The 22,626-nt window shown below is 38.0% G+C and carries 19 protein-coding genes; 3 read left to right on the top strand and 16 right to left on the bottom strand.

What is annotated here, in order from left to right; all coding sequences use genetic code 11:
• Nucleotides 1-2 precede the first annotated feature (2 nt).
• The 11 genes from AC3KZC_RS18395 to AC3KZC_RS18345 all read right to left on the bottom strand — a co-directional run bounded on the left by AC3KZC_RS18395 (nt 3) and on the right by AC3KZC_RS18345 (nt 11,632).
• Nucleotides 3-1,652 carry a FecR family protein gene (locus AC3KZC_RS18395; protein WP_490579069.1) on the bottom strand — a complete coding sequence of 550 codons (1,650 nt, stop codon included), beginning with the start codon at nt 1,650-1,652 and terminating at the stop codon, nt 3-5.
• Between the two features lie 12 nt (nt 1,653-1,664).
• Entirely contained in the window at nt 1,665-3,011 is a 1,347-nt protein-coding gene (locus tag AC3KZC_RS18390) for a tetratricopeptide repeat protein (protein ID WP_490579068.1), read from the bottom strand.
• 412 nt (nt 3,012-3,423) lie between these two features.
• Nucleotides 3,424-4,650, bottom strand: a complete 1,227-nt coding sequence (locus AC3KZC_RS18385; RefSeq protein WP_490579067.1) for a threonine/serine exporter family protein — start codon at nt 4,648-4,650, stop codon at nt 3,424-3,426.
• Nucleotides 4,651-4,803: 153 nt separating this feature from the next.
• Complete coding sequence (locus tag AC3KZC_RS18380; RefSeq protein ID WP_490579066.1) at nt 4,804-6,030, bottom strand: glycosyltransferase; 1,227 nt, start codon at nt 6,028-6,030, stop codon at nt 4,804-4,806.
• 50 nt (nt 6,031-6,080) lie between these two features.
• Nucleotides 6,081-7,094 carry a LacI family DNA-binding transcriptional regulator gene (locus AC3KZC_RS18375; RefSeq protein WP_490579065.1) on the bottom strand — a complete coding sequence of 338 codons (1,014 nt, stop codon included), beginning with the start codon at nt 7,092-7,094 and terminating at the stop codon, nt 6,081-6,083.
• A gap of 47 nt (nt 7,095-7,141) precedes the next feature.
• Nucleotides 7,142-8,398, bottom strand: coding sequence for a TMEM143 family protein (locus AC3KZC_RS18370; RefSeq protein WP_490579064.1), 1,257 nt, complete (start codon nt 8,396-8,398; stop codon nt 7,142-7,144).
• A 16-nt stretch (nt 8,399-8,414) separates the two neighbouring features.
• Nucleotides 8,415-8,801, bottom strand: coding sequence for a hypothetical protein (locus AC3KZC_RS18365; RefSeq protein WP_490579063.1), 387 nt, complete (start codon nt 8,799-8,801; stop codon nt 8,415-8,417).
• Nucleotides 8,802-8,868: 67 nt separating this feature from the next.
• Nucleotides 8,869-9,465 carry a hypothetical protein gene (locus AC3KZC_RS18360; RefSeq protein WP_490579062.1) on the bottom strand — a complete coding sequence of 199 codons (597 nt, stop codon included), beginning with the start codon at nt 9,463-9,465 and terminating at the stop codon, nt 8,869-8,871.
• A gap of 164 nt (nt 9,466-9,629) precedes the next feature.
• Complete coding sequence (locus AC3KZC_RS18355; RefSeq protein WP_490579061.1) at nt 9,630-10,391, bottom strand: ribonuclease H family protein; 762 nt, start codon at nt 10,389-10,391, stop codon at nt 9,630-9,632.
• A gap of 4 nt (nt 10,392-10,395) precedes the next feature.
• The gene (locus AC3KZC_RS18350; protein WP_490579060.1) at nt 10,396-10,920 is read right to left on the bottom strand and encodes an NUDIX hydrolase; all 525 of its coding nucleotides are present in this window, start codon (nt 10,918-10,920) and stop codon (nt 10,396-10,398) included.
• Between the two features lie 22 nt (nt 10,921-10,942).
• Nucleotides 10,943-11,632 (bottom strand): tRNA (adenine(22)-N(1))-methyltransferase, encoded by a 690-nt coding sequence (locus AC3KZC_RS18345; protein ID WP_490579059.1) that lies wholly within the window; start codon nt 11,630-11,632, stop codon nt 10,943-10,945.
• 193 nt (nt 11,633-11,825) lie between these two features.
• On the opposite strand from AC3KZC_RS18345, the gene AC3KZC_RS18340 reads away from it, so the two are divergent.
• Nucleotides 11,826-12,524, top strand: a complete 699-nt coding sequence (locus AC3KZC_RS18340) for a substrate-binding periplasmic protein (protein ID WP_490579058.1) — start codon at nt 11,826-11,828, stop codon at nt 12,522-12,524.
• A gap of 10 nt (nt 12,525-12,534) precedes the next feature.
• On the opposite strand, the gene AC3KZC_RS18335 is transcribed toward AC3KZC_RS18340, so the two are convergent.
• Nucleotides 12,535-14,055, bottom strand: coding sequence for a leucyl aminopeptidase (locus tag AC3KZC_RS18335; protein WP_490579057.1), 1,521 nt, complete (start codon nt 14,053-14,055; stop codon nt 12,535-12,537).
• 194 nt (nt 14,056-14,249) lie between these two features.
• Entirely contained in the window at nt 14,250-15,467 is a 1,218-nt protein-coding gene (locus AC3KZC_RS18330) for a M24 family metallopeptidase (protein ID WP_490579056.1), read from the bottom strand.
• A gap of 222 nt (nt 15,468-15,689) precedes the next feature.
• Here AC3KZC_RS18330 and AC3KZC_RS18325 point away from each other — a divergent pair, with 222 nt between their 5' ends.
• Nucleotides 15,690-16,595: a cation diffusion facilitator family transporter gene (locus AC3KZC_RS18325; RefSeq protein WP_490579055.1), complete on the top strand. Its 906-nt coding sequence runs from the start codon at nt 15,690-15,692 to the stop codon at nt 16,593-16,595.
• Between the two features lie 58 nt (nt 16,596-16,653).
• Here the strand turns inward: AC3KZC_RS18325 and AC3KZC_RS18320 are convergent, their stop codons facing one another.
• The 3 genes from AC3KZC_RS18320 to AC3KZC_RS18310 are packed head-to-tail and all read right to left on the bottom strand — an operon-like array spanning nt 16,654 to nt 20,617.
• Entirely contained in the window at nt 16,654-16,944 is a 291-nt protein-coding gene (locus AC3KZC_RS18320) for a hypothetical protein (protein WP_490579054.1), read from the bottom strand.
• A 9-nt stretch (nt 16,945-16,953) separates the two neighbouring features.
• Entirely contained in the window at nt 16,954-19,506 is a 2,553-nt protein-coding gene (locus AC3KZC_RS18315) for a pilus assembly protein (protein WP_490579053.1), read from the bottom strand.
• Between the two features lie 28 nt (nt 19,507-19,534).
• Nucleotides 19,535-20,617, bottom strand: coding sequence for a hypothetical protein (locus AC3KZC_RS18310; RefSeq protein ID WP_490579052.1), 1,083 nt, complete (start codon nt 20,615-20,617; stop codon nt 19,535-19,537).
• A gap of 377 nt (nt 20,618-20,994) precedes the next feature.
• Here AC3KZC_RS18310 and AC3KZC_RS18305 point away from each other — a divergent pair, with 377 nt between their 5' ends.
• Entirely contained in the window at nt 20,995-22,605 is a 1,611-nt protein-coding gene (locus AC3KZC_RS18305; RefSeq protein ID WP_490579051.1) for a phosphoethanolamine transferase, read from the top strand.
• The last annotated feature ends 21 nt before the right edge of the window (nt 22,606-22,626 follow it).

Below are 22,626 nucleotides of genomic sequence, written 5' to 3'. Positions count from 1 at the left end.
AATTACCTGTTTTGGTATTTTGGGTGTGAAAAAACCACCGTGCCAGAGACAATGTCGTCGCCGACAATATTACTTAAACTATAGACTAACCCCGCAGCACTGGGCAGAAAAAACTCATTTTGTTTACTACTGAAAAAGCCAGTAAAATTGCCTGTTCCACCGCTTTTAGCATCAATATTTATGTTGTCGTAAATGCCGGAAAAAGAATTCAATCCATTTGCGATTGAGCCAGTACCTGACGCTCGCCACACTAATCCGCTTATCCCAATTAAGAGCTTACTTTCAACTTGTTGATTGGTGAAATCAGCGCTGAAGGTGGCATCGCCTAATATGCCTCTTTCCCCATGATTGTTGGTCGGATCGGTGTTACCCATTAAGCTGTAACTCACTACCCCTGATTTAGGTAATGCAATGCTAGGGTCATAATCAGAGTTATGAAGCCAGTGGATACTCTGTTGATTGAGATTTAATGGATTATTGTCAATCAGGGCTGTGCCATTACTCCAGCGACCCCAACGAAACCCTGACTCCAGATCAAAGCCAATATTTTTATGTGTTGCAGTCCCGATAGCAATTTGTTGAATAGCACCATCAATAAGCGCGCTGAAACTAATCAAATTATTATCGGTATTGAGCCTATTTTTATTCGTATCTTTAACTTGTTGAGTAATAGATGATGCGGAGTTTACATTCGCGATGCTAAAAACAGTTTGGCTTGAAGGTGGAATTATCGGTGGCTTGCCATCAGTAATTACTATGTCGGTCCCATCATTACCTTGAATTACTTTAGGGATACTTATTTGCGGTGGTGTGATGTTAATACCGGTCTCTTTTAATGCTATCTCAATTGTTACTTTAGGGTTCGTTTCAGGTTGTAGGGTGGTCACTTGATCTATTTGGCTGTTAAGCGAATTATTGACTATGGTCTCGATAGTTTCGCTATCGATTATTTCTGAATTATCTTCATCTTGTTCAGTTGATTTTTTTGTTGCGGTTGTTTCACCAAACAATGAGCTTGGAGGGCCGAAAAGTTTTACTGGAAATGTGCTGATATTTTTAACAAACCCAGATTCTGCTGGGTTCAAAAGCATTTCCCCAGCATTATTTTTAAGTACAATTGCTCCTTTACTCACTCCGGCATAAAGACCATTGTTTATTTTTTCATTTGAATCAATCGCTAAACTAACACAATCATCATTACACAATAAAACAGTGTAATCCGTGCCTCTGATCCCGATGGTGGCAACCGCCGTTTTTACTTCATAGCCAGATTTATCCTGTCCGGAAGTAATTGCTCCTGTGATGGTTCTAAAGCCTCCTTTTAGTAAATTCATACTACTTTTGGCCTGTGTGGTGGATACTTGACTAGTATCATTGGCGCTGTAAGTGTATTGCTCAATGAATAATTCTGAATTTGCACGAATCGAAATGCGGGCACCATCAGTCATAATCAGTTGTGCACGAGACTTTTCACCTGTAATAACGGTATCACCAACGTTGACCTCATCTCCTTTTTTTGCGGGTATTCGGTCTTGATTTTGGATCAGTACTTCACCTATCGCAAAAATAACTTTACCTGCTTGAGCGTAGCTAAAAGAATGAAAAGTCAAGAATAATAACAATAAGGACCACTTTAAAATATGAATAGCCATGTCCATGCTCCTTTAATTAAATGTTTTACGTAAATGAAGACCAACTTCAGCACGGTCGAACTGGTAAATGGAAATATTAGACTGGTGTTTAGTGAAGATAAAACGGCCAGATAATTGCCAGTTTTTGGCGAGGAAATCACTATAAGTCAGGCTTGTAATTAAGTTATACCGGTTGTCTTTTCGTTGTTCGCCAAAAAAAAGCTGCTCTTTTGAATAAGTTGATTTATAAGCCCCTAATTGCATATTAAAAGTAATATGGTCAGTTAAGGGGGCAAATGAGAATATTTTTCCACTAATTTTATTATTTGAATATGGGCTTTGAATGTCACTCGCATCATCTTTTGCGACACCCAATGAAGTACCAAACAGCCAATTATTCTTAAGTTGCGTCGTTGAAGTGATCCAAGCTGCATAAGTGGTTGCGTCTTGAATACTGAGTTGGTTGTTAAAACGTTGTTTTGTAGCACTAACATCAATGTTAAAAAAAGCACGCTCATTCTGGTTAAAGTCTAAACCTAGGTGTGCTTCTAGGGCATTTTGGTTAAATTGGTTTTCAATCTGATTGTGATTTTCTCGAACTAAACCATAGGCACTGAAGGTAGGCAGCGCATAATTGTATTTTAAATCCATGCTAAACATGTTCATGTCAACGTAATGTGCACTTGGATTATTTCTGTTTCCTAGGGTGATGCTTGAAGTTAACTTTTGTTTAATATCAATAGGGTGGATGTATTTTATTGACCCTAAAAACGTACTAAAGACAGACTCAGTTTCTATATTTTTTGAATCTAGTTGAAATCCATAAAATAAGTCTGAATCGGTAGAGGCATTTGCATTAGTGTCAAAGCCTGCACCCGCTTCAAAAAATCCGTTCCAACTTGGTCGATAGTTATTAGCAAGGATCTCAATATTATTTAAGTATTGTTTAATTACGGGGAGTGCATTTTTAGGAGGCTTTTGACTCAGCAGCAGGGTAAAGTGAAACTTTGCTCGTTCTACATCTCCGGTAGCAAAATACGCTTGAGCAAGTGCCATTCTTGCGCCAGAAAAAAGAGCGTCAACGTCAACGGCGCGTTGTAAAATTTGCACGGCTAAATTGGGTTGTTGAGTTTCTAACGCGGCCAAGCCTAATAAATAATCGTATTCCGCTTTGCCTGCATAATCAAATTCATATCGAATGAGATAATCAAATAAATCCCGATAATTTTTAGTGGTAATTAAAGTGTTAGCATCCGTTAGGACCTGATTGTAATTAGGTGTAGTTGTATCTGCGATGGCTAAATGAGAAGACAAAAAGGTAAGGCTATAGATTAAATAATGATAAGGAAGAAACAAGATAGAATTCTTATTATTGGACATGCTCAGGCCTTTAAAGAGTAAACTTCTTTGTAAATGGAGTTTATTAATTAAATGCTAGCTGAATATTTCAAAAAAGAGAGTTTTTGATGAAAACAGTGTGCATGATTTTTGTAAGTAGAAACGAGAACCTACAAATTTAATTTTGCGATTTGATGAATACTGAGGGTTACATTTGATTGTGATTGGTAGAAGTAAATTTAATTCTCAACACGCTCTATTTTATGGGGGATTACCGATATTTACAGTCTATTTTACACAAGGCCATTATCTTAATAATTAAGCGATACATAAATTCAATGGTTTTTAGGGTGTTTGACTAAGAATTAGTTAATGAAAGTGCACGGATAGATATGTGCAGTAAGGGAGATTGCTCGTTACCAGTGGGTAAAGTAACGAGCAAAAATAGATGGAATTAGAGGATCTTTTTCGGTGGCAGCGCAACGTTTGCAAAGATCAACCCAGCAATCAGCGACATTAATATTAAGAATGTTTGCTGGCCAATATGATCGGCCGCTACAAAATTTTGTCCTGAGATAATTGAGTTAAGACCTATATAGATTTTGCTACCAGGTACTAATACAATTAAGCCTTGCATTGCCACTATTACAGCAGGGGCATTAGCCAATCGGGTAAATAAATTACTATATACACCAACTGCAAAAGCGCCAACAAACACGCCTAAAGCATAATCAAAATACGTAGCACCCCATAAACTAGAGCCATACGCAATAAAACCAGCTGCTAATGACCAAGCAATGTGTTTTGCTTTGGTTCTGAAAATGACGATTAAGCTTGAACATAGAATTGCAATGGCTAACCAAGCTGTCCATTTAGGAATGGGTTCTGGCTGAATAAAGTCTATTTCACCAAATGCAGTTACCCCAAATGCAACTCCTAAAAAGGCGCCAAAATATAGTTTAAACAGCAGCATTAAGGCATCCATCACGCGTGCTGTACCAGAAACTAAATGCCTTGCTGCAAGTTCAGCTAAGCCTAAAGTTAACGCAAGCCCTGGTATGAATACAATGATGGAGGATAAAACCACCAAGCGTACATTGATACTCGGATCAAAATAATAGGCAATACTACACGCAGAAAAGGCTGAGACTATTGCAACCAAGGGCTCAAGCATATGGGAGACTCGCCGCGAGCGCTCTGACCAGACAACAAACAGATACACCAGTAAACCCAGTAAGGCCGACCAAAGAACATCATTCCAACTTGTACCCATCAACATGGCAAACGCACCTGATGACATACCAAATGCTAAACCAATTGTGAGGCGACTATGTGGATGAGGCATATTGTAAATCTCATCCAATAAACCATCAGCCTCATTTAATGTGAGTAATCCTTTAGAAAGTTGGTCGACTAACTCATCGGTTCGAGCTAACGACCCTAAATCGAGGTCGCCAGGATTAACCCTTGCCGCATGAGTGTATTCATCTTCATGGCCTTCAGTCCATATAACAAAGGTAAGGGCGGTTGGAATAATGATAAACGATGCTTTTAAACCTAAAAAGGTTGTGACATCCATTAAATGTGCTTCAAGGCGATAGGCTGGGGTACCGTATTTGTGAAGCATTTTTCCAAGTTTGACGATAAACTTTCTTTTTTCTGTAAATGTGGCTGTTTTCAACTTTTATTCCAGCTAATTTATTTTGTGGTACTGCTCAATTTATATGTAATTTAAAGCAACAAGGCAATTAATGAGGGGTTGGCCTCACTCTTTAGCCTGCGGATTGTAGAGCGAAATAATCAAGTGTCTATTTATTTCTACAATCTGTGGGATTTATTTTTTATTTTTTTCAGCAATCCACTGCGACATGTATTTTGTGCTCGCTAAGGTATGATGTTTAAGCATTTCACCTAAAAAATTACTTTGGCGATGTGAGAGTAAGCTCTGGTGAATGCTGTTAATTTTATCGATTAAACCTTGTGCTAACTCAACCGCGTTATAGCGTTCCTGTAATAATCGCTGGCTCTTTTGTTGGGCACTATGCCATAGGCTCTCATCTTGATAGAGATCCACCGCACTTTGTACAAAGTCGGTTAATTCATCTGCAATTAGCCCAGGCCATGGTTGTGAATCATCATGCATGCCTTCAGCACCAATGGATGTTGTAATGCTTGGTGTACCTGTGATCATAGCATCAAGTAACTTACCTTTAATGCCAGCCCCAAAACGAAGTGGAGCTAAACATAAGCGGGCATTTTCTATCACAGTATATGCATCATCAGCCCAGCCTTTAATTAAAAATCCTGTTTTAGGATTATGTAAGGCGGTTGCTTTAGGCGGCGGATAAGAACCATAAATATGCAGTTGCGCATCAGGCAGTTGTTTTCGGATCAGAGGCCAAATTTGTTGTAAATACAGCACGGCATCCCAATTTGGAGCGTGGCGAAAATTACCTATGGTCATAAAATGTTGTCTTTGAGAAAAAGGTTTTAGTACTGTTTTGCGGTCGGACTCCTGCACCATAAAAGGCAAATGATGTAATAAATGAGGGGCTATTTTAAACGTTTCAGCTAACAGTGCTATTTCATAACTTGAGATAATTAACGATAAATCACATCGTAAAATTGCGGCAATTTCTCGTTTGGCTAAATCAGATTGCAGATCAGTGACAGTACAATCGCGATTTTGTTTATGTGCTTGTAGGCGAGCATCGCGTAAACACTGTAAATCTTCAGTATCGAGTAATTTCAATGCGTTGGGGCAATATTTATCGACACGCCAGCCAAATTGTTCTTCCATCATAAAGCGGTCAAACATCACTAAATCAGGCTGTAATTGCGTAATATAATCGTTAAAACTGTCACAGTTGAGGGTAATACTTTGGCTGGTGATCCCATAATCAGCTAAGTTGACCATGTGCTCAGTCGGTTGCGCAGGTGTTGCAAATTCAACTTGCCACCCTTGTGCTTTAAATAGACGCAGTAGTGACATCATGTGATAGCCAGCTGCTGAAGAGTTTGGTTCAGGCCAAACGTAACCAATAACAAGAACGTGTTTCATGCATTTCTTAATTTTAAATAAAGTGAAATAAAGCGAGTTTAATTATGCACCTAAGCAGACGCCCTAATTTTAAAGCTAACATCAACCAGAGTGCGAACCGGTGGCTGGGTGCCATGTAACATTTCTTTTAGCACTTGGCAGGTTCGTTTACCTATGTCATCGGCATCAATACGAACAGTTGTGAGTGCCGGGCTCATTAGGCTTGAGTCAGCGAGATCATCAAAGCCGATAATTTTTATATCTTTACCTGGTATAAGGTTTAAGGATTTTAAACTTTCAATTGCACCATAGGCGATAACATCGCTAAAGCAAATAACACCTTCAATATTGGGGCTATTTTCTAGTAGTGCTAACATGGCTTCTCGGCCGCCTTGGCGATTTGTTTTTGTTTGTACCACAGGACAAGAGGCAATATCAATTTGCCCGCTAGTCAGGGCAAGATGAAAGCCACTTAAACGTTCATGAAAATCTGATATATCATCAGTACCGCCTAAAAAAGCCAGTTTAGTTAACCCCTGTTTTAGCAAATGCTTTGTCGCCATATGTGTGCCTTTTTGATTATCTGGCAATACCGTAGGCGCATTGCAAAATGGGACTTCACGCATAATGTTGATAACAGGTAAGCCCGACTGTATTAATCCATCAATCCAGCTAATTTCAGTGCCAGGTGCAGGGCACATAATGATGGCCGCGACATTGTATTCGCGCAGAGAACTGACAATATTTTGTTGGCGGGTATAATTCTCATCACTGTTAATTAACATCGGCAACATACCGAGCTGATATAAATGACGCTCTAAGCCTACCGCAAGTTGTGCTGAGTAAGGGTTTGTTAAGTCATTGATAAGGACTGCTACAATTTTTGAGCGTTTACTGCGAAGCGACGCAGCATCTCGGTTATAAACGTAACCAAGGCGTGTGATGGCCTCGAGTACTTTCTGTTTGGTTTTTTCAGATGTTTTATCACTATCAGTGAGCACCAACGACACCGTTGATTTAGACACCCCAGCTTCGCGGGCAACATCAAAAATAGTAATTTTTTGTTTTGTGGTCAATTCAGTCATTCTTTAGGGGGAAGTGGTGACTTAAAAAGTCATAGTAACGGATATAGTTAGTTGAATTCAAATAACTTATCCCAGCGCTCATCAAGTATTTTTTTAGCTTGATTTACTTCAACCGCAAAATAAAGCACATCAATTTTAGTTATTAACCCATATTTCAATAGCTTAGTTAATGAATCATTTATTTCAAAATCAACTTTTAACCCGTATTGGGCACTTAACCATGACTCAATATGCTGATCTAATTGTTGGGCCGTTAATCCTTGTGGATGATTGAGCAAGAATACATAACCTAATAAGGTTTCTTTAAATTCTTCTTCTTGCGCGTTATCAAGCAAATGATGAAAAACACCGGCATTGTTATCTAGGTTTTTGAAGTACAAATTATCCGCAAGGGTTTTCATAAATTTGATTTTACGATTTTTAAATTTGGTCCACTCTTTAAAAATAAAGCTGCCAAAAACGGCCATCCCTAACCCCAAAGCTATTAATTGTTGTTGGTTTATTACAACTTCTTGTTCGCTTAGGCCAAACCAATATGAAAATAGGGTAAACAATAAAATTAAAGAAGCGCCTAATTTAGTAATAAGCACTGCGCTGCCGCCGACCACCGCTGAACTTGCAATAATAAACTTATCAATTTTTCTCATTCGTACTTCAGAATTAGGAAAAAGCATTTCTAAATCAGCTTTTGGTACATTTTGAAATAATTTAATAATGGTTGAGCCAGGAATAAAGTTTACAGGGGTCTTTTTAGCCTCTTTAAAGTATTGGGCATCCTTAAATTGAATATAAATAGCGATGCGTTCATAATTGGTAAATGAAATAGGATATTTTTTAAAGCCGAACCATTTTTGTAATTGCTCTGTGCGCGTTTGTTCACCACGGCGATAAAAAATAACGTGCTCAAAATCACTAAAGTCGACCTCAAGTCGGACTTTAAATAAGCTTTCTTCAGCTAACGCTTGTTGTAAATCTTGCTCGGTAATTTTTTCGTAGTTTGCTTTTTCTAAAACGTCTAAAAAACTCGCATGAAATTGGGCTTGTGCTTCAGTTCGTTGATTTTTATTGAGACTTTCAATTATTAATGTATCCCGATTAGGATCGAAATGGGCGTAGTTATTTTTAAGTCGGCAAAGTAAAGAGTGGTGCTCTTGATGCAAATAAAGGTCAAGTAATGAACACAGTTGTGCAAAGGAGTCCTGTTGATCTTTTGGTATTAAAGACGCACAGGCTTGGATGACATCGTGTTTACGAAGTGGAATAAAATTCTCACGTTTACACGCTGATTTATTTAATTGCATCATAATTAAAGGCTAAACGTTATTGAGCCTGACTGTCAGGTTCGAGTTTGTCGACTTGTTTGGCGTCGTGTAGGCGGCAATAAAAAAGCCTACTTTTGAGCGACTCAATTGCGATTTGTTTAATAATCAGGTTTAAACTAATAAATATAGCAATCGCAATTTGCAATGGGCCATGGCTAATACCGGCTTGCACATCGTAAATACCCATGCCAAATAAGATAAACAAAAGGATCAGTAAAATCTCGATGAGCTGATTTGAATAAAAGTTAAGTTTACCTTCGCGTTTATGATCTTTTTTTATTGTTACAGAGCAAAAAAATGGAATGACTTTTATTTTAAATACCGCATTTCGTTCAACAAAATGTTCGTTTAATAACTCAAGGTGTGTGCGTAATTGATCTATCATAAAGGCCTCTATTTTTTGGCGCATGAGTGTAACTCATGGTGCCAGCAAAGGCCAGATAAGGGCTATTTTACTTTAAGTTACTATATAAATGAGAATATTTAGTACGGTGTAAATTAAATAAAAATTTTCTTAATTTATCTCGACCGTCATCAAATTGCTGAAAACGAGCACTGATAATATTATTTTGTGTGCGAACTGGTTCAATACTTAATTTTATTGAGCCTAAATCGGGTAAGTTAATTTGTAACGACTTTTGGGATAAATGACGCTCACATACATCGTTATTTTTTGGTTTTAATGTCAGACCGCTACTAGAAAGCGATAACACCTCATATCTTTGTTGGCTACTTTCGTCATACAAAGTGACATTTTCAGGTGCTTCAATCCGCCAGCTTCGCTCAAGTCCATTGACATCAATGACTTCTGGAGTGCCCAGTTTTGTTTTAAATTCACCAAAATCGTCAATTTCAAGTGATAATGGAAACCATAATTGGTAATGACCAACTTCAGCTAACAAGGTTAGTTTTGCGTTTTCAAGTACTGAGGATAAATTCGATGGAACGTGTGTTTGTACCGTAAGTTTATGATTATCAAATTCAGCATGATGATCATCTTGACGAAAAACACCTTTAAAAAAATTGAGTTCTTCTGCGGTAAATTCCATTGATAACACTTTATTATTACTGTTTGATTTAGAATGATTATAAAGAAACGGAAAAAATAGTCTATTATTTATGCTATTTTGATTTGATTTTTTGTTTAATTGATCTACGCCCCCTTATTTTCATTGTTCAAAAAGAGGCGTTTAGTTTTGTTTTTTATGACCTTTTACCCTGAAGGCATCGCTAAAATTGTTTTTATATCAAGGGTTTCTTTGTAGGGGATAAGTTCTACTTGTTTCGTGTTTCGAGCCAGCACCGCCATTCTGTCAGCGAGTTCATTGCCTTCAATATTCGCGTGGCCTTTGACATACGAAATAGAAATAGCGTGTTTTAAATCGTTGTAGTTGTTAAAACACTCTTTTATTAACGCTAAATTTTTAATTTCTTCCCCTCTACCTCTGGTCCAGCTTTTTTTTTGCCAGCCAGCGGCCCATTTAGTAATACAGTCAATTGAGTATTTAGAATCAGATAAAATATTGACTGATAGCTCACGATCAATAAACGTTTTGGCAATGCGCATCGCCATTAATAATCCGAGTAATTCGGCTGTATTATTCGTTCCATTTGCATCGTAAAGGCCGTACCATAAATCAGTTAATTTTTTTTGCTGATAAATAGCAATGCCGGTACCTGCTTTTCCTGGGTTTGGAGAACAAGCCCCATCACAATAAATGGCAATAGGTTGGTCGCTTGTTGAATGCGCACTTTCAACGGCTGCAGATTGCGTCGTTTTTGTTGGTGGGTTTTTATTTCGTTGTTTGAGTGCTTGGATATAAGGGGCCGAAAATGCTTTTTTAGCGGCTATTTCAGTTTCAAAGCCCATATATTGCGCTGATTTTTGACCGTCGATTTGTGCTTTAGCTTCAGCCCAAGAGCTGTAAATACCGGGTTTTACACCTTGCCAAACAACATAGAATTTTTTAGCCATACTATTATTTATTCTCGATTAGCTCAGCGACGATAGTTTGTAGCAAAAAGGTTTCTCGTTCAATTGAGATGCCCTTTTTATCACTCGTAGCTAAGGTGTTTAAATTATGTTTAATCGCAGTGTGTATATTGACCCAAACCGGTTTCATACCATTATTTATTTCGTGCTGCTCAAATTGTGGCGACATCAGCTCATCTGCTATTTTACAAACAAAGCAATAAGAGTTCATTTGAACTAATTGATAAGGAGGTTTGTACCACGGACGACGTTCAAAATATGCACCAAACTCACTCATAATTTCGATTTTTTGAGCGCCCGTTTCTTCATGAAGCTCTCTTTTGAGTGCTTCAATTAGAGTTTCATTTGAATTAACGCCACCCCCAGGTAAAGAATAATCATCATAACGATGTGTGTACATTAATAAAATGGAGTCACCCTTTAATACAATCGCTCTTGCAGCATCGCGAAGCAAGGTTATACCGTCAGTATCGATGATATCAGGATGCTCAGTTTGTTTTAATAATCGCATTTTAAGCTCATGGTTTCGTATTTTAATGAGTATTCGACTTTTGAACTAAAGCAGATAAAAGCGTTAGATAAGCAAGCAAAGCTTCATTTTGAGACTGGCCCGCGGCTGCTTTTTGGTAGTGCACAATAAGTTTTTTTAAATATAAGAGTGGAATGTGATCAGTTGTTTGCCACATATTGGTTGACCCAGTTGCACTTAGGGGAATTCCCCCGTTTTTACTCACATGGATTAGTTCATAAAAACGTTTGTTTTCATTGATTATATGCTCGCCCAGCACATTGAGTTTCAACGCAATAAGTTGTTTTCGTAACTGATATGTATGATGAACAGGGCAGAGGATAAACTCAACATCGCTTGTTGGATTGCCTGCGATGATTTTTGCGACTAGTTTGGCCGTTAGCTCCCCTCCGACACCCGCAATAATAACTAAATGTTTTTTATCCAGAAAATCATTGAGTGGTGAAAGTGCGACATCCAAGCAATGAACGGCCCATTTCGGGCTACTCTCTGTTTGTGGATAAAATTGCGCTAACTGCTGTGTGAGTGTGGCTAAAATAGTAGGGACTATATCGACAAAATGTACTTGCGCTGATACGTTTCGGTTCAATAAATGTGCTCCAAGCAGCCCATGATCGCAGCAACAATCCCAAATATGGTCATAGTCGTCAGAAACATGCCCAGAGATAAGGTCTAGTCTTTTACTTAGTTTCAATGGCAAGATCCAAATCAAAAAACAAGGCAGGACATTTTAAGCATCAAAAACTAAAATACAATGCAAATTGCACTTTTTGCTGCTGGATTTTATGTGAATATGGAACAAATTCATTAGGTTTTAACTAGGAAGTGAATTAATGCCATCGTTTTTTGACTATACTAGCTAAATCTTGGTTTAGAGCAATTTAGTTATGATGCCAAAATTATACATTTTTTTAATATTACTGACTTTTTCGCACACGGGTTTGGCTAAACTAAACATTGTTACCGAGATCTTACCAAATTATCAATATTACAATGCTAATAATGAACTTATCGGTATCTCTACTGAGCAGGTGAAAAAAGCATTAAGCTTAGCAAATCTTGATTATACTCTGACGGTTTACCCTTGGTCTGTAGCATACAATGCAGCACTGCGAGACCCGCAAACTTGTGTTTTTTCAATCGCAAGAATTGAGCCTAGGGAAGATAAATTTCAATGGATTGCAAAACTAAATCACGCCAAAGTTTCTTTTTATAGTTTAAGAACAAGTAACATTAGCATTAAAAATGTAGAAGATGCGAAAAAATATAAAATAGCGGTATTACGCGATAATTTTAGTCATCACTACCTAAAATCAAAGGGTTTTAGTGAAGATGAAAATTTAATTGTGATTGATCATTTTGAAAAAATTTATCATTTACTTGAAACTCGAAAAGACTTTTTAGAGCTCATCGTACTCAATGATGATCAGTTTAATTACAGTGTAAAACAAAATAAAATGTTAACTAAATTAAAGCCAATTTATCAACTCGATAGCGTGGGGCAAGATTTATATTTTGCCTGTCATAAATTGATGTCACCTGCGATGAGTGAAGCGCTTAAACATGCATTTAAGCGCTTAGAATGAACTTCAGTATCTACTTAGTCGGTTGAGTCATCAGCCATTGCGATAACAACCTAACGCCGTAACCTGTTGCACCCGCTGGATTTTCGTTTTTAGCTTTACTGCTAAGTGCGTTACCTGCGATATCTAAATGAGCCCAGCGAACATCGCCTGCAAAGTGTTGTAAAAAGCTAGCTGCTGTTGTGGCACCAGGACCATAAGAGCCGATGTTTTTCAAATCAGCAATATCTGTTTTTAATGCGTCTTTATAACCAAGCGGTAATCGCCATAGTTGTTCATTAACTTGTTGGCCAGCCAATGTTAATTCAGAGATAAGTGTTTCATCATCAGAGAAAAGTCCTGCATACTCGTCTCCCAATGCGCGCACTTTAGAGCCTGTTAGAGTTGCAACATCAACCATGATTTTAGGTTGATAGAATTCACGTGCGTACCACATGGCATCGCTTAATACGAGGCGACCTTCAGCATCGGTATTAACAACTTCAACAGTTAAACCTTGAGCTGTTGTAACCACATCTCCTGGAGCGAGTGCATCTTCAGAAACCATGTTGGCGGCCATACCCATAACAGCAACAATGTTGTGTTTGCTTTTGTTAAGCGCCAATGCTTTAACTGTTGCCAGTACTGTTGCAGCGCCAGCCATATCTGATTTCATACGGGCGATTGATTCACCTGTTTTTAAGCTGTAACCGCCAGAATCAAACGTGATCCCTTTACCAATTAATGCAATTGGTTGTTCGTCACTGCCTTTATAATGGGCAACGATGAGGCGAGATCCTTCTTTACTGCCGCGCCCAACCGCTTCAAGCGCACCCATATTCAGTTTTTTAATTTCTTTAGGTGTTAAGATTTTGATTTCCACACCGTATTTTTTTAATTCTTGTGCCGCTTTAGCAAACGTAGCTGGGGTCATTTCGGTTGCAGTTTCATTCGTTAAATCACGCGCAAGAAAAACCGCTTTTTCGATATTAGCCAAAGTTGTGTAATGGCTTTCAACTGATGTTGCGGTAGGTACATCAAACTGATAGCTTTTTTCAGTTCGTTTTTCACTGTGATAGCGTTCAAAACGGTAGGCTCTTAAATTGATCCCATGTGCGATATCGGCACTTGGATGCACCAATGAGGTTTGCTGTGTTAAGTCGTCTAAAGCAATGTCAATCGAGTTAATTGATTTGTGCTCTAGGTGAGCGGAAAGATTTCCCCCAAGACTCGTCAATTTTGCGCTGCTAAGGCTCGCTTCATCGCCAAGACCAATTACTACTACTCGTTGGTAGTTGAGTTGGTTTGGTGCAATTATTTCAATTTTATCGCCAAATTCGCTCTTAAAATTGTTAATTTCTAGTGCTTTGGTCAGTTGGCCTGATGTGAGTTGATCATAACGAGAAAAATCATTATTAATCCGATTTGATGATGAAAAAACAACGAGTGTATCTGCAGTTGAAGCTAAGTTATCAACAAAATTTATTTTTTCCGCGTGTAAGTTAAATGCGGCAGCAGCTAATGCTAGGGAAACTAAAGTGGGTTTGAGTGTCATAAACGATGGTCATCATAAATACTAGGTACAATCATTAGTACGTTAAATTGCGCTAAAAAGTAAATAAGATAAGATGAAAAGACAAAATAATGCGGCTGATGAAGTTGGTTTAATCAACGTTTACTTTAAATTTAAGTTACGTATTTAAAAACCATCACTACCATACCGCATATTGTATTAAAGGGATGCGAGTTTTATTTTATTAAGCCAAATGGGTCATCTAGACTAAAGGAAGGCTCGGTAAACCAAACTGGGCCCTTTGATGACATATAAAAATGGTCTTCGAGTCTTACACCAAATTTATTAGGAAGTACTAACATCGGCTCATTACTAAAGACCATGCCAACCTCCAGCTTGGTTTGATTATCTTTTACTAGGTAGGGCCATTCATGAATATCTAAACCGCAACCATGACCTGTACGGTGAGGAAGTCCGGGTAAATTATAATCGGGACCAAAACCTTTTTGAGTGAGTGAGGCTCTGGCTGCGTCATCAACAACACCACAGGCTGCGCCAACTTGTGCAGCGTTAAATGCGGCTATTTGGGCGTCTTTTTCTGCTTGCCAGGCGATACGCTGTTCTTCGGTGGCTTCACCAAATGCATATGTTCTGGTGATATCTGAATTATATCCCTCAACTAAACAGCCGGTGTCGATAAGCACCCAATCATTCTCTTTTAATAGTTGTGGCTCTTTTACGCCATGCGGAAATGATGTTGCAACACCAAACAGGACAATACAAAAAGAAGAACCACCTCGGGCTCCTACTTTTTTATGTGCTTGTTGAATAAATTGACTGACCTCAACAGTTGAAATTCCAGGCTTTAAAATTGCCGCAGCGGCCTGATGCACTTTTAAAGTCATATTTTTGGCTTGTTGTAATAATGCAATTTCATGAGCTGATTTATTCTGACGACAACCTGCGGTGATGATACTCGCATTGACATAGCTATATTGTGGTGCAGCAATTCGTAGTCCATCAAAAATGAAAAATGCAGCCGATTCATCGATAGCAATTTTACCTTTGTTTAAACTCAACGTATCTAGAATATTAGCAAACACCTGATAAGGGCTTTCATGCTCGTGCCAACCATAAAATTGACCTTGAACTAACATGTGATCGCGTAATGAGCCTTCTTCAAAATGGGGGGCGATAAAAAGAAGTTCACCTTCAGCGGGTAAAATAGCACCGACCATTCGCTCACTTTTATACCACTTTAATCCCGTAAAATAGTATAAGTTGGTACCAGCGTCTAAATACATTGCGGCTATGCCCTGATCTTTCATAATCTGCTGGGCTTTTTTTATTCTTGCTTTGTATTCATCTTCGGATATGGGAACTATCTTTGTTGTCATATCAGATAATTTTGCTAATTCTATTTCGGGTGTTGAGCCACCGACACCAATTGTCATAATTCACTCCAAATTGTATGCAATATCCCAAATGTATCATGCAGAAGATTAAAAAAGAAGCGAGCAAAGACGGTAGGGTGAGAAAAGTAGAAATTAACAGTGCTTTTATGACGACTAAATTATACAATTGAGACTGTATAACATAATTCATTTATTGCTTTAAACATTGCGCAATAGTAACTATGTTTTTAATTTTTTAGGCATAGGTGCTCAATTTAACTAATGACAGATATTACCACTCATAAATCGTCACGTCGTCGTTTACTCATAGCACTGTCCATCACCTGCACTTTTATGGTAATTCAAGTAATTGCCGCTTATTTCTCTAATTCTCTAGCTGTTTTAGCTGATGCTGGGCATTTATTTATTCATAACAGCTCTTTGTTTATAGCCATCATTGCATCAACATTAGCGATAAAACTTGCCACCACCTATAACGATGGCTATCGCAAAGCCGAATTGGGTGGTGGGCTAATCAATGGCTCATTATATTTACTGATCAGTACGTTTATTTTATTTAAAGGTGGCGAGCGCTTTTTTGAACATCACCATGGTGAAGAATTGGCGATTAATACGTTTGTCATGAGTAGTGTCGCTGCGATAGGTTTTTTATTTCATGCTGCGGCTGCTTTTGTTCTTTATAAAGGCCGCAAAGACAGTATTAATGTTTATGCTGTTTTTTTGCACACGTTTTTTGATTTATTATCAACAGTATCAACGTTTATCGCGAGTCTTGTGATCCATTATACTGGCTGGGTCGTGGTCGATCTTATTTCAAGTATGTTGATAGCGGTGTTTGTTTTATCAACCGGGATCCGATTAGTTTATCAATGTATTCGGGGATTATTTTTTGATAAACCTCGTTTACCTTCTTTAAAGTCGATAGAAAAAGCGTTATTGGCTATTGAACACATCGAAAATATTCATAACTTGACAATAAAAGCAGACGATGGAAAGTGGGTTGTCGGTGCGCACATTGTGTTAAAGCATAGTTGTACCTTAGAAAAGCATGATGAAGTGTGTCGATATGAAGTTGAACAAATTTTAGATAAGCGATTTAACATTAAGCAAAGTGTGCTTCAGGTTGAGGCTGGTTGTTGTAGTCATGCTGAGCATGCCGTAGTCTAATTATCTAAATCTATTCTTGCATTAATCAGGGATGGCTTTTAAGCCATCCCGAATCACTTTAGCGTAAGGTACTTTCATCAAGTTTATTCGCGCTGAAACTACCAAACTCAATATCACTTTGAACGCATTGATATACTTCCACAACGGCCTTTTTAGACTGTTGAGGAAAAGAGACTTGAGTTTTAAGAGCAATTTTTTCTGCCGCAATAGTACTGTTTACTTTTGTTCGCACATCAACAATTGCTTCTGTTTTACCCACTAAAAGCACATGACATTTGTAATCAAAGAGCACATTTTTTGCATAAAGATTACTAGAGCACAGCAAACAAAAAATAAGTAACTTTTTCATGCTAATCTCCTACTGTGTATTTTCTTGACGATAAATATACGTGCGATGTGTTTTAAGGCCAAAGAAGCCTGCACCAGGTTGCACTAAATCAATTTTCCCATCTCCATCAATATCAGTAGGAACTAAGTTAGATAAGATAGATTTTGCTTGGACAACTCCACTTGAGTCTTCACCTGCCCCAACACCGATTAACAAAAATTGACTTTTACCATCGTCATTCTCTCCAAAGAATAATTGTGGTGTATCAGGTACCCTATTGCCGACGTCAATCGTTAAATTTTGATATACCTTAGTGCCGTAATGTAAATGGAAGGCATACAACGAGCCGCCCCCACCGTCTAAAATACATTGTGCTAAATCATTTTTTTCAGAGGGTAAGAAACTCGTGTAATAGGCAACTCCGCCCACTACAGTTGATTTTGATAATGATTTCTCTCCAGTACCCAAGAGATATTTCCAGCCGTTAAAAGATGACAACTCCATTTCTAAGGTTCTAAATCCATCAGGATTGGAAAGTGCAGATGCAAACGGGTCATTGGTGATATCCATTAATTTATCTATGGTCACAACCTTTGGAATATCCTCACTTTTAATAAATGACTTCGTGATTGTATTCTCATCTCTAATCATAAATAAGGCATCGTTAGTTGTTTTATATGTTGGATGCGAGCGATTGCCGCTGCCTATCAGAATCGCTTCGTAAGGTTGCGATTTTCGTAAAAACGAAGTGGTTGTTTCACCATTTTCAGTCACAGTATTTTTGGTCACTTTGCTGAAAAAAGTTCTGGCAACTTCGGGTTGATAAAAGAAGCGACGGTCGTTTGGTGCTGTCGCACTACTTAAACTTGCAAGCTTGAATACAGTCCAAGGCTCGTCTGCATCTTGAGGATCATCACTGGGTAAATCAATCCGCCATACATCGCCACCAGAATCGACGGTATACATCCTATCTATATAGCCATCATAATCGGAGTCTAAAATAGAGATATCGCTAGGAATGCTATGAAGACCGGGGAAAAATGTGTTTGTACCACCGGTTGCAGAGGGCGTTAAACTCCAAACTAAGGTTTTTGTTTTTGCATCAACAACAAAAATCCCGCGGCCGTTACTGTCATTGGTGATTGAGTCATTGTCTTTGTTTGTATCGTAGCCTGCGCCAAAAATGAGTAATGGTGAGTTGCTAAAGCCTTTTACATCGATAAAGCTCACTTTAGGTCGTGACCATGTTTGGCCTAATTCATTTAAACCTGTATCTGATGGTGTGAGCGGACTAGTCCATAGCAAGCTTGGAGAGTCAGGATTTGAGATATCGATAGCATAATAACTTGAACCGCCACGTCTCATCCCAATAAAAGCCCAAACTTGATCGCCACTTTCAACGATACCATTATCATTTTTGTCATCAAAATAAATAACGGGTGATCCATCCATACCATATACTTTTGTGGCAGCGGTGTTTTCACGAAGAGTAGTAAGTTGGCTATAGAGCTCATAAGGTATAAAAGACCAATCTTCAGTTACTGAGTCACCACTGTCTTTGAACATATGAACAAATCCACCATTCGTGCCGACTAAAATACGCACCGTTCCGTCTCCATAATTAATCGCGAGAGGCTTAGAATGTAGTGGATCTCCCATAATATCGTTGCGTTTTTCGGATGTTATTTGATTTCCATTATCATCATCAACATCATAACCAAGTGCCCATTTGAATAAGTTATCTAATTGACCTTCAGTTGTTTTCATATAGGCCGCTAATGCAGCTTCGCTCCCTGCGTAGCTGACAGCATTGGCTTTGTTGAATAAAGGCATGGGTGCACCTGATCCAACATCGGTGTAGACTTTTCTATTTAAAGTTTGCGTTAAAATTAAATTCGTACCACCAGCGGTTACTAAATTACCATCATCAGCTTGATCGCTTGGTAACCAGAAACTTCTTGCATTGTCTTTGATATTGCCATCGTTGTTAATTGCATTTTGGCCATCTTGGTCCACTACAGAGGTCCCTGAGACTTTTAATTTTTTAAGGTTTCCTAACCAACGAGCCCCTTCTTGCGGTAAAAACATTGCATAGTAAACAGAATCTAAGCTGCGAGTGCGGTCAAAATTATTACTGGCGACAGAAGGAGAGGTAAACGTTGTGTTTACTTCCAGTATTTTACTGAGCGCTTTACTAAATGCTTGGGATAGTTCGATTGAAGAGGTCGCTCCAAAATATTTACCGCCCCCTTTATTTGCTGCTTCTAGGAGTAACTCTTCTGCATCTTCTGCACCTTCACCAAAACCAATGGTATATAAACTCACATTTTGATCACCGCTGACTTTGGTATTTACGTCATTATTGTTCATCCAATGGGCTAAGTTGGGCAGATAGCTACTATCTGTTCTTGTGCCGACTTTAAAAGAAAAGGGCGTTGAGCTGGTTGTTTGGTTCTTTGGATCTGTTTTTGTAGTAATTAATGATGCTATGAAGCTATCCGCGTCTCTGTCTAAAGTAGGCACACCGTCAGTTATTAATATAATGTAAGCATTACTGCCACAACCTTCTTTAAAGGGGGACACATAACTTGCGCCTGACATAGTAGAAGAGTCAAAGGGAGGGGGTATTTCCGGTATAGGAGAAGCTTCGGCACTCACTTTTGTTACAGTTGGTATCTTCGAAAGCATATTTTACTGATCGTCCCGAGAAAAATCGAAACGCTTCAGATAATGTTTCACACAAAGGTGTATTGGTTTCCGCTTCGATTGAGCTGATTTTTGAAATAATGCTCGTATTTGCCTGACCAAAATTGGCAATGATCCGTCCGCCATCACGATTGCCTTCATACGGGTAATCAAGATTAAATATCATTAAACCAAAGTCAACAATAGGAGTGGCATTTAATACGGTTGTAATCGCTTCTTGTGCCACTGCTAGGCGAGCTAGTTCAACAGTTTTTTTGTTTTCGGCGTGGTACCAACGTAAATAATTTGGATGATACAGAGTTACAACTTGCCCACCACTGAACACATTCATAGCAGACTGTAATTGTTCTTCGGTTAAAGTCGCTGAGCCGGAATAGAAATCGTTTTTGCTTTTTGTAGCGCCATTTTTTGGCACGCCTTGTAAAATTGAATCCGGAGAGCTAAATGTTTTACCTCCAATTTTGAGCGACATTTGAGTATTTTTACCGTCTTTTGCAATCACATCATCTAAACAATCAAGGGCTGCAATGGTACTTGCACCTGAGTTTTCTTTTAATTCAACCCAAGAACCGGTATTACCTTTGTATTGGTGCTCTCGAATAAAACCGGTGTAAAAACCGTATGTTGCAAGTGATTTACGTGCTGCATCACAACCATTTACGGGAGAGTTGAATCGTTTTGTATCGCTGTTTTTATCCGTTCGAGGTAGCTCATCATCTACGCCACTACCAATTGTAAAATATACAAAGTCTTCATTAAGAGAGTTATCAAAAGATGATACAACAGGGTAAATAGTGTCAGATTTATAACCTTCGGCAGTGGTTATCTTTTGGTTCATACTCGCAGAGTTATCAAAAATGATTAGTACTTGTGGTTTAGTATCAAATTGAACTTTTTTGTCTCCGACATAAAGCTCTATATCTTCGCTTAAGGCTAAGCATGAAACTAAAACGGCAGTAACTAATACAAAATGCTTAATCTTTTTCATAAAGACCTCTGAAAATGATACTCAATAAAGTTCAAGTACTAATCAAGTGTAGGAAATATTACGATTTAAGCAAAAGTAATCTTCTGAGGTTTGATTCAAAGAAATTTAATATCAAGCTGTTGTTTTTTTATTTTTATTTTATTTTTATGGCCTTTTTTTGTGTGTTTTATTTAAAGGAACTGGCGATTAAAACAAAAAATACTCCAATCTTTCTGAAACGATTTTATTTTATTGGCAATAAGACTTTAATACGATGAATTAAAGCCACATAGCAGAAAGTGATGGTGAGAAGGTTTTATAAAAAGGATAAAACTTAAGTTTTTCTTAAGACTCGCTCGCTAAGATAAAGGCATATAAATTACAGCTGGCTTTATAAAATGCTTTTCATACCTCAATTCAAGTGTAGCTTAAGAACTTTGCTCCTTCTGGTTAGTTTTTACTTTACTTTTGTTTATAATTACCCATTTTTAAAACGCATGCACGCAGCTATCACGGTACTTCCTGATTACAATTATGTATTTTTAAGCTTAATTCCTGTATTTGTTTTTTTGCTGCTATTAATCTTTTTTACACTCATTTCAAGTCGATGGTTTGTTAAACCTATTTTAATATTACTGTTCATTTTATCATCGTTGGTTTTCTATGCAGGTCAAAATTATGATGTCGTATTTGATTACGGCATGATGCAAAATATTTTTGAAACAGATATCAGCGAGGCACATACTTATTTAAATCAAAGCGCTGCATTGTGTTTTTTGATAGCCGGTTTGTTGCCTGCTTTTTTACTCTATCGGGTGGAAATTCAGTACGAGGGGTTTACAGCTGATCTGAAAGAAAGAGCCATGTTATTGTTTATTGCTTTTGTTGGGGTATCTATTATTGCAGTATCTTTTTATTCTAATTTCGCTTCGGTTGGTCGTAATAATAAAGAGTTAAAAAAATTCCTTATCCCGAGTCAATTTTTAGACAGTAGTATTAAATATGTTAAGAGAACTTATCTAGAGACCCCACTCGAATTTAAAGTTCTCGACACTAAACCGACACTGATTAATGAAAATAAGAAACAAATTTTTGTATTGGTCGTAGGTGAAACAGCGCGTGCTGAAAATTTTTCAAGCAATGGTTATGAGCGAACAACCAATCGCTATACAAAGCCACTAAGCATGACAGCCTATAAGCATGTTTCTTCTTGTGGTACTGCTACTGCGGTTTCTGTACCATGCATGTTTTCGGTCTTAAATCGCGAGAGTTTTGACAATAAAACAGCATTCAATCAGCAAAATATGCTCGATATAGTTCAGCAAGCTGGGGTTGATGTAATTTGGATTGATAATAATTCGGGTTGCAAAGGGGTGTGCGTAAGGGTGACGCATGAGCAGATTGATCATACACAGCATAATAACATGTGTGATGGTGAGTTTTGTTTAGATGAAATGTTAATTCCTGCACTTAATCAAAAACTCAAGGATGTAAAAAGTAATAAAGTATTAATAGTGATGCATATGATGGGATCGCATGGTCCGACTTATTTTCGCCGCTACCCACAAGCACAGCGCTTGTTTACACCTGATTGCCCACGTAGTGATATTCAAAGCTGTACTCAAGAGGAGTTAATTAATACCTACGATAATACAATCGCATACACTGATTTTGTTTTAGCACAGAGTATTGCTGAGCTTAAAAAGTTACCTGATGAGGTATCGACAGAATTACTTTATATATCTGATCATGGTGAGTCATTAGGTGAAATGGGTGCTTATCTTCATGGCTTTCCCTATAGTTTGGCTCCTTCGCAACAAACACATGTACCATTACTGACTTGGTTTAGAGACGATGATAGGGACGTTCGGTGTGAAAGAAATCTTGCTGATACCGCCCAATTGAGTCACGATAATTTATTTCATACAGTGTTAGGTATTATCGGTGTTGATACTACCGCTTATGATACAAAGCTTGATATGCTTTATATGTGTAAAAACAAGTCATAAGAAATTTTGAGTACTTCATCA

The organism is Pseudoalteromonas sp. J2K-J031 (genome assembly GCF_058197095.2).
Note: the sequence above shows the minus strand (reverse complement) of the source record. Positions and strands in the feature narration are given on the sequence as shown.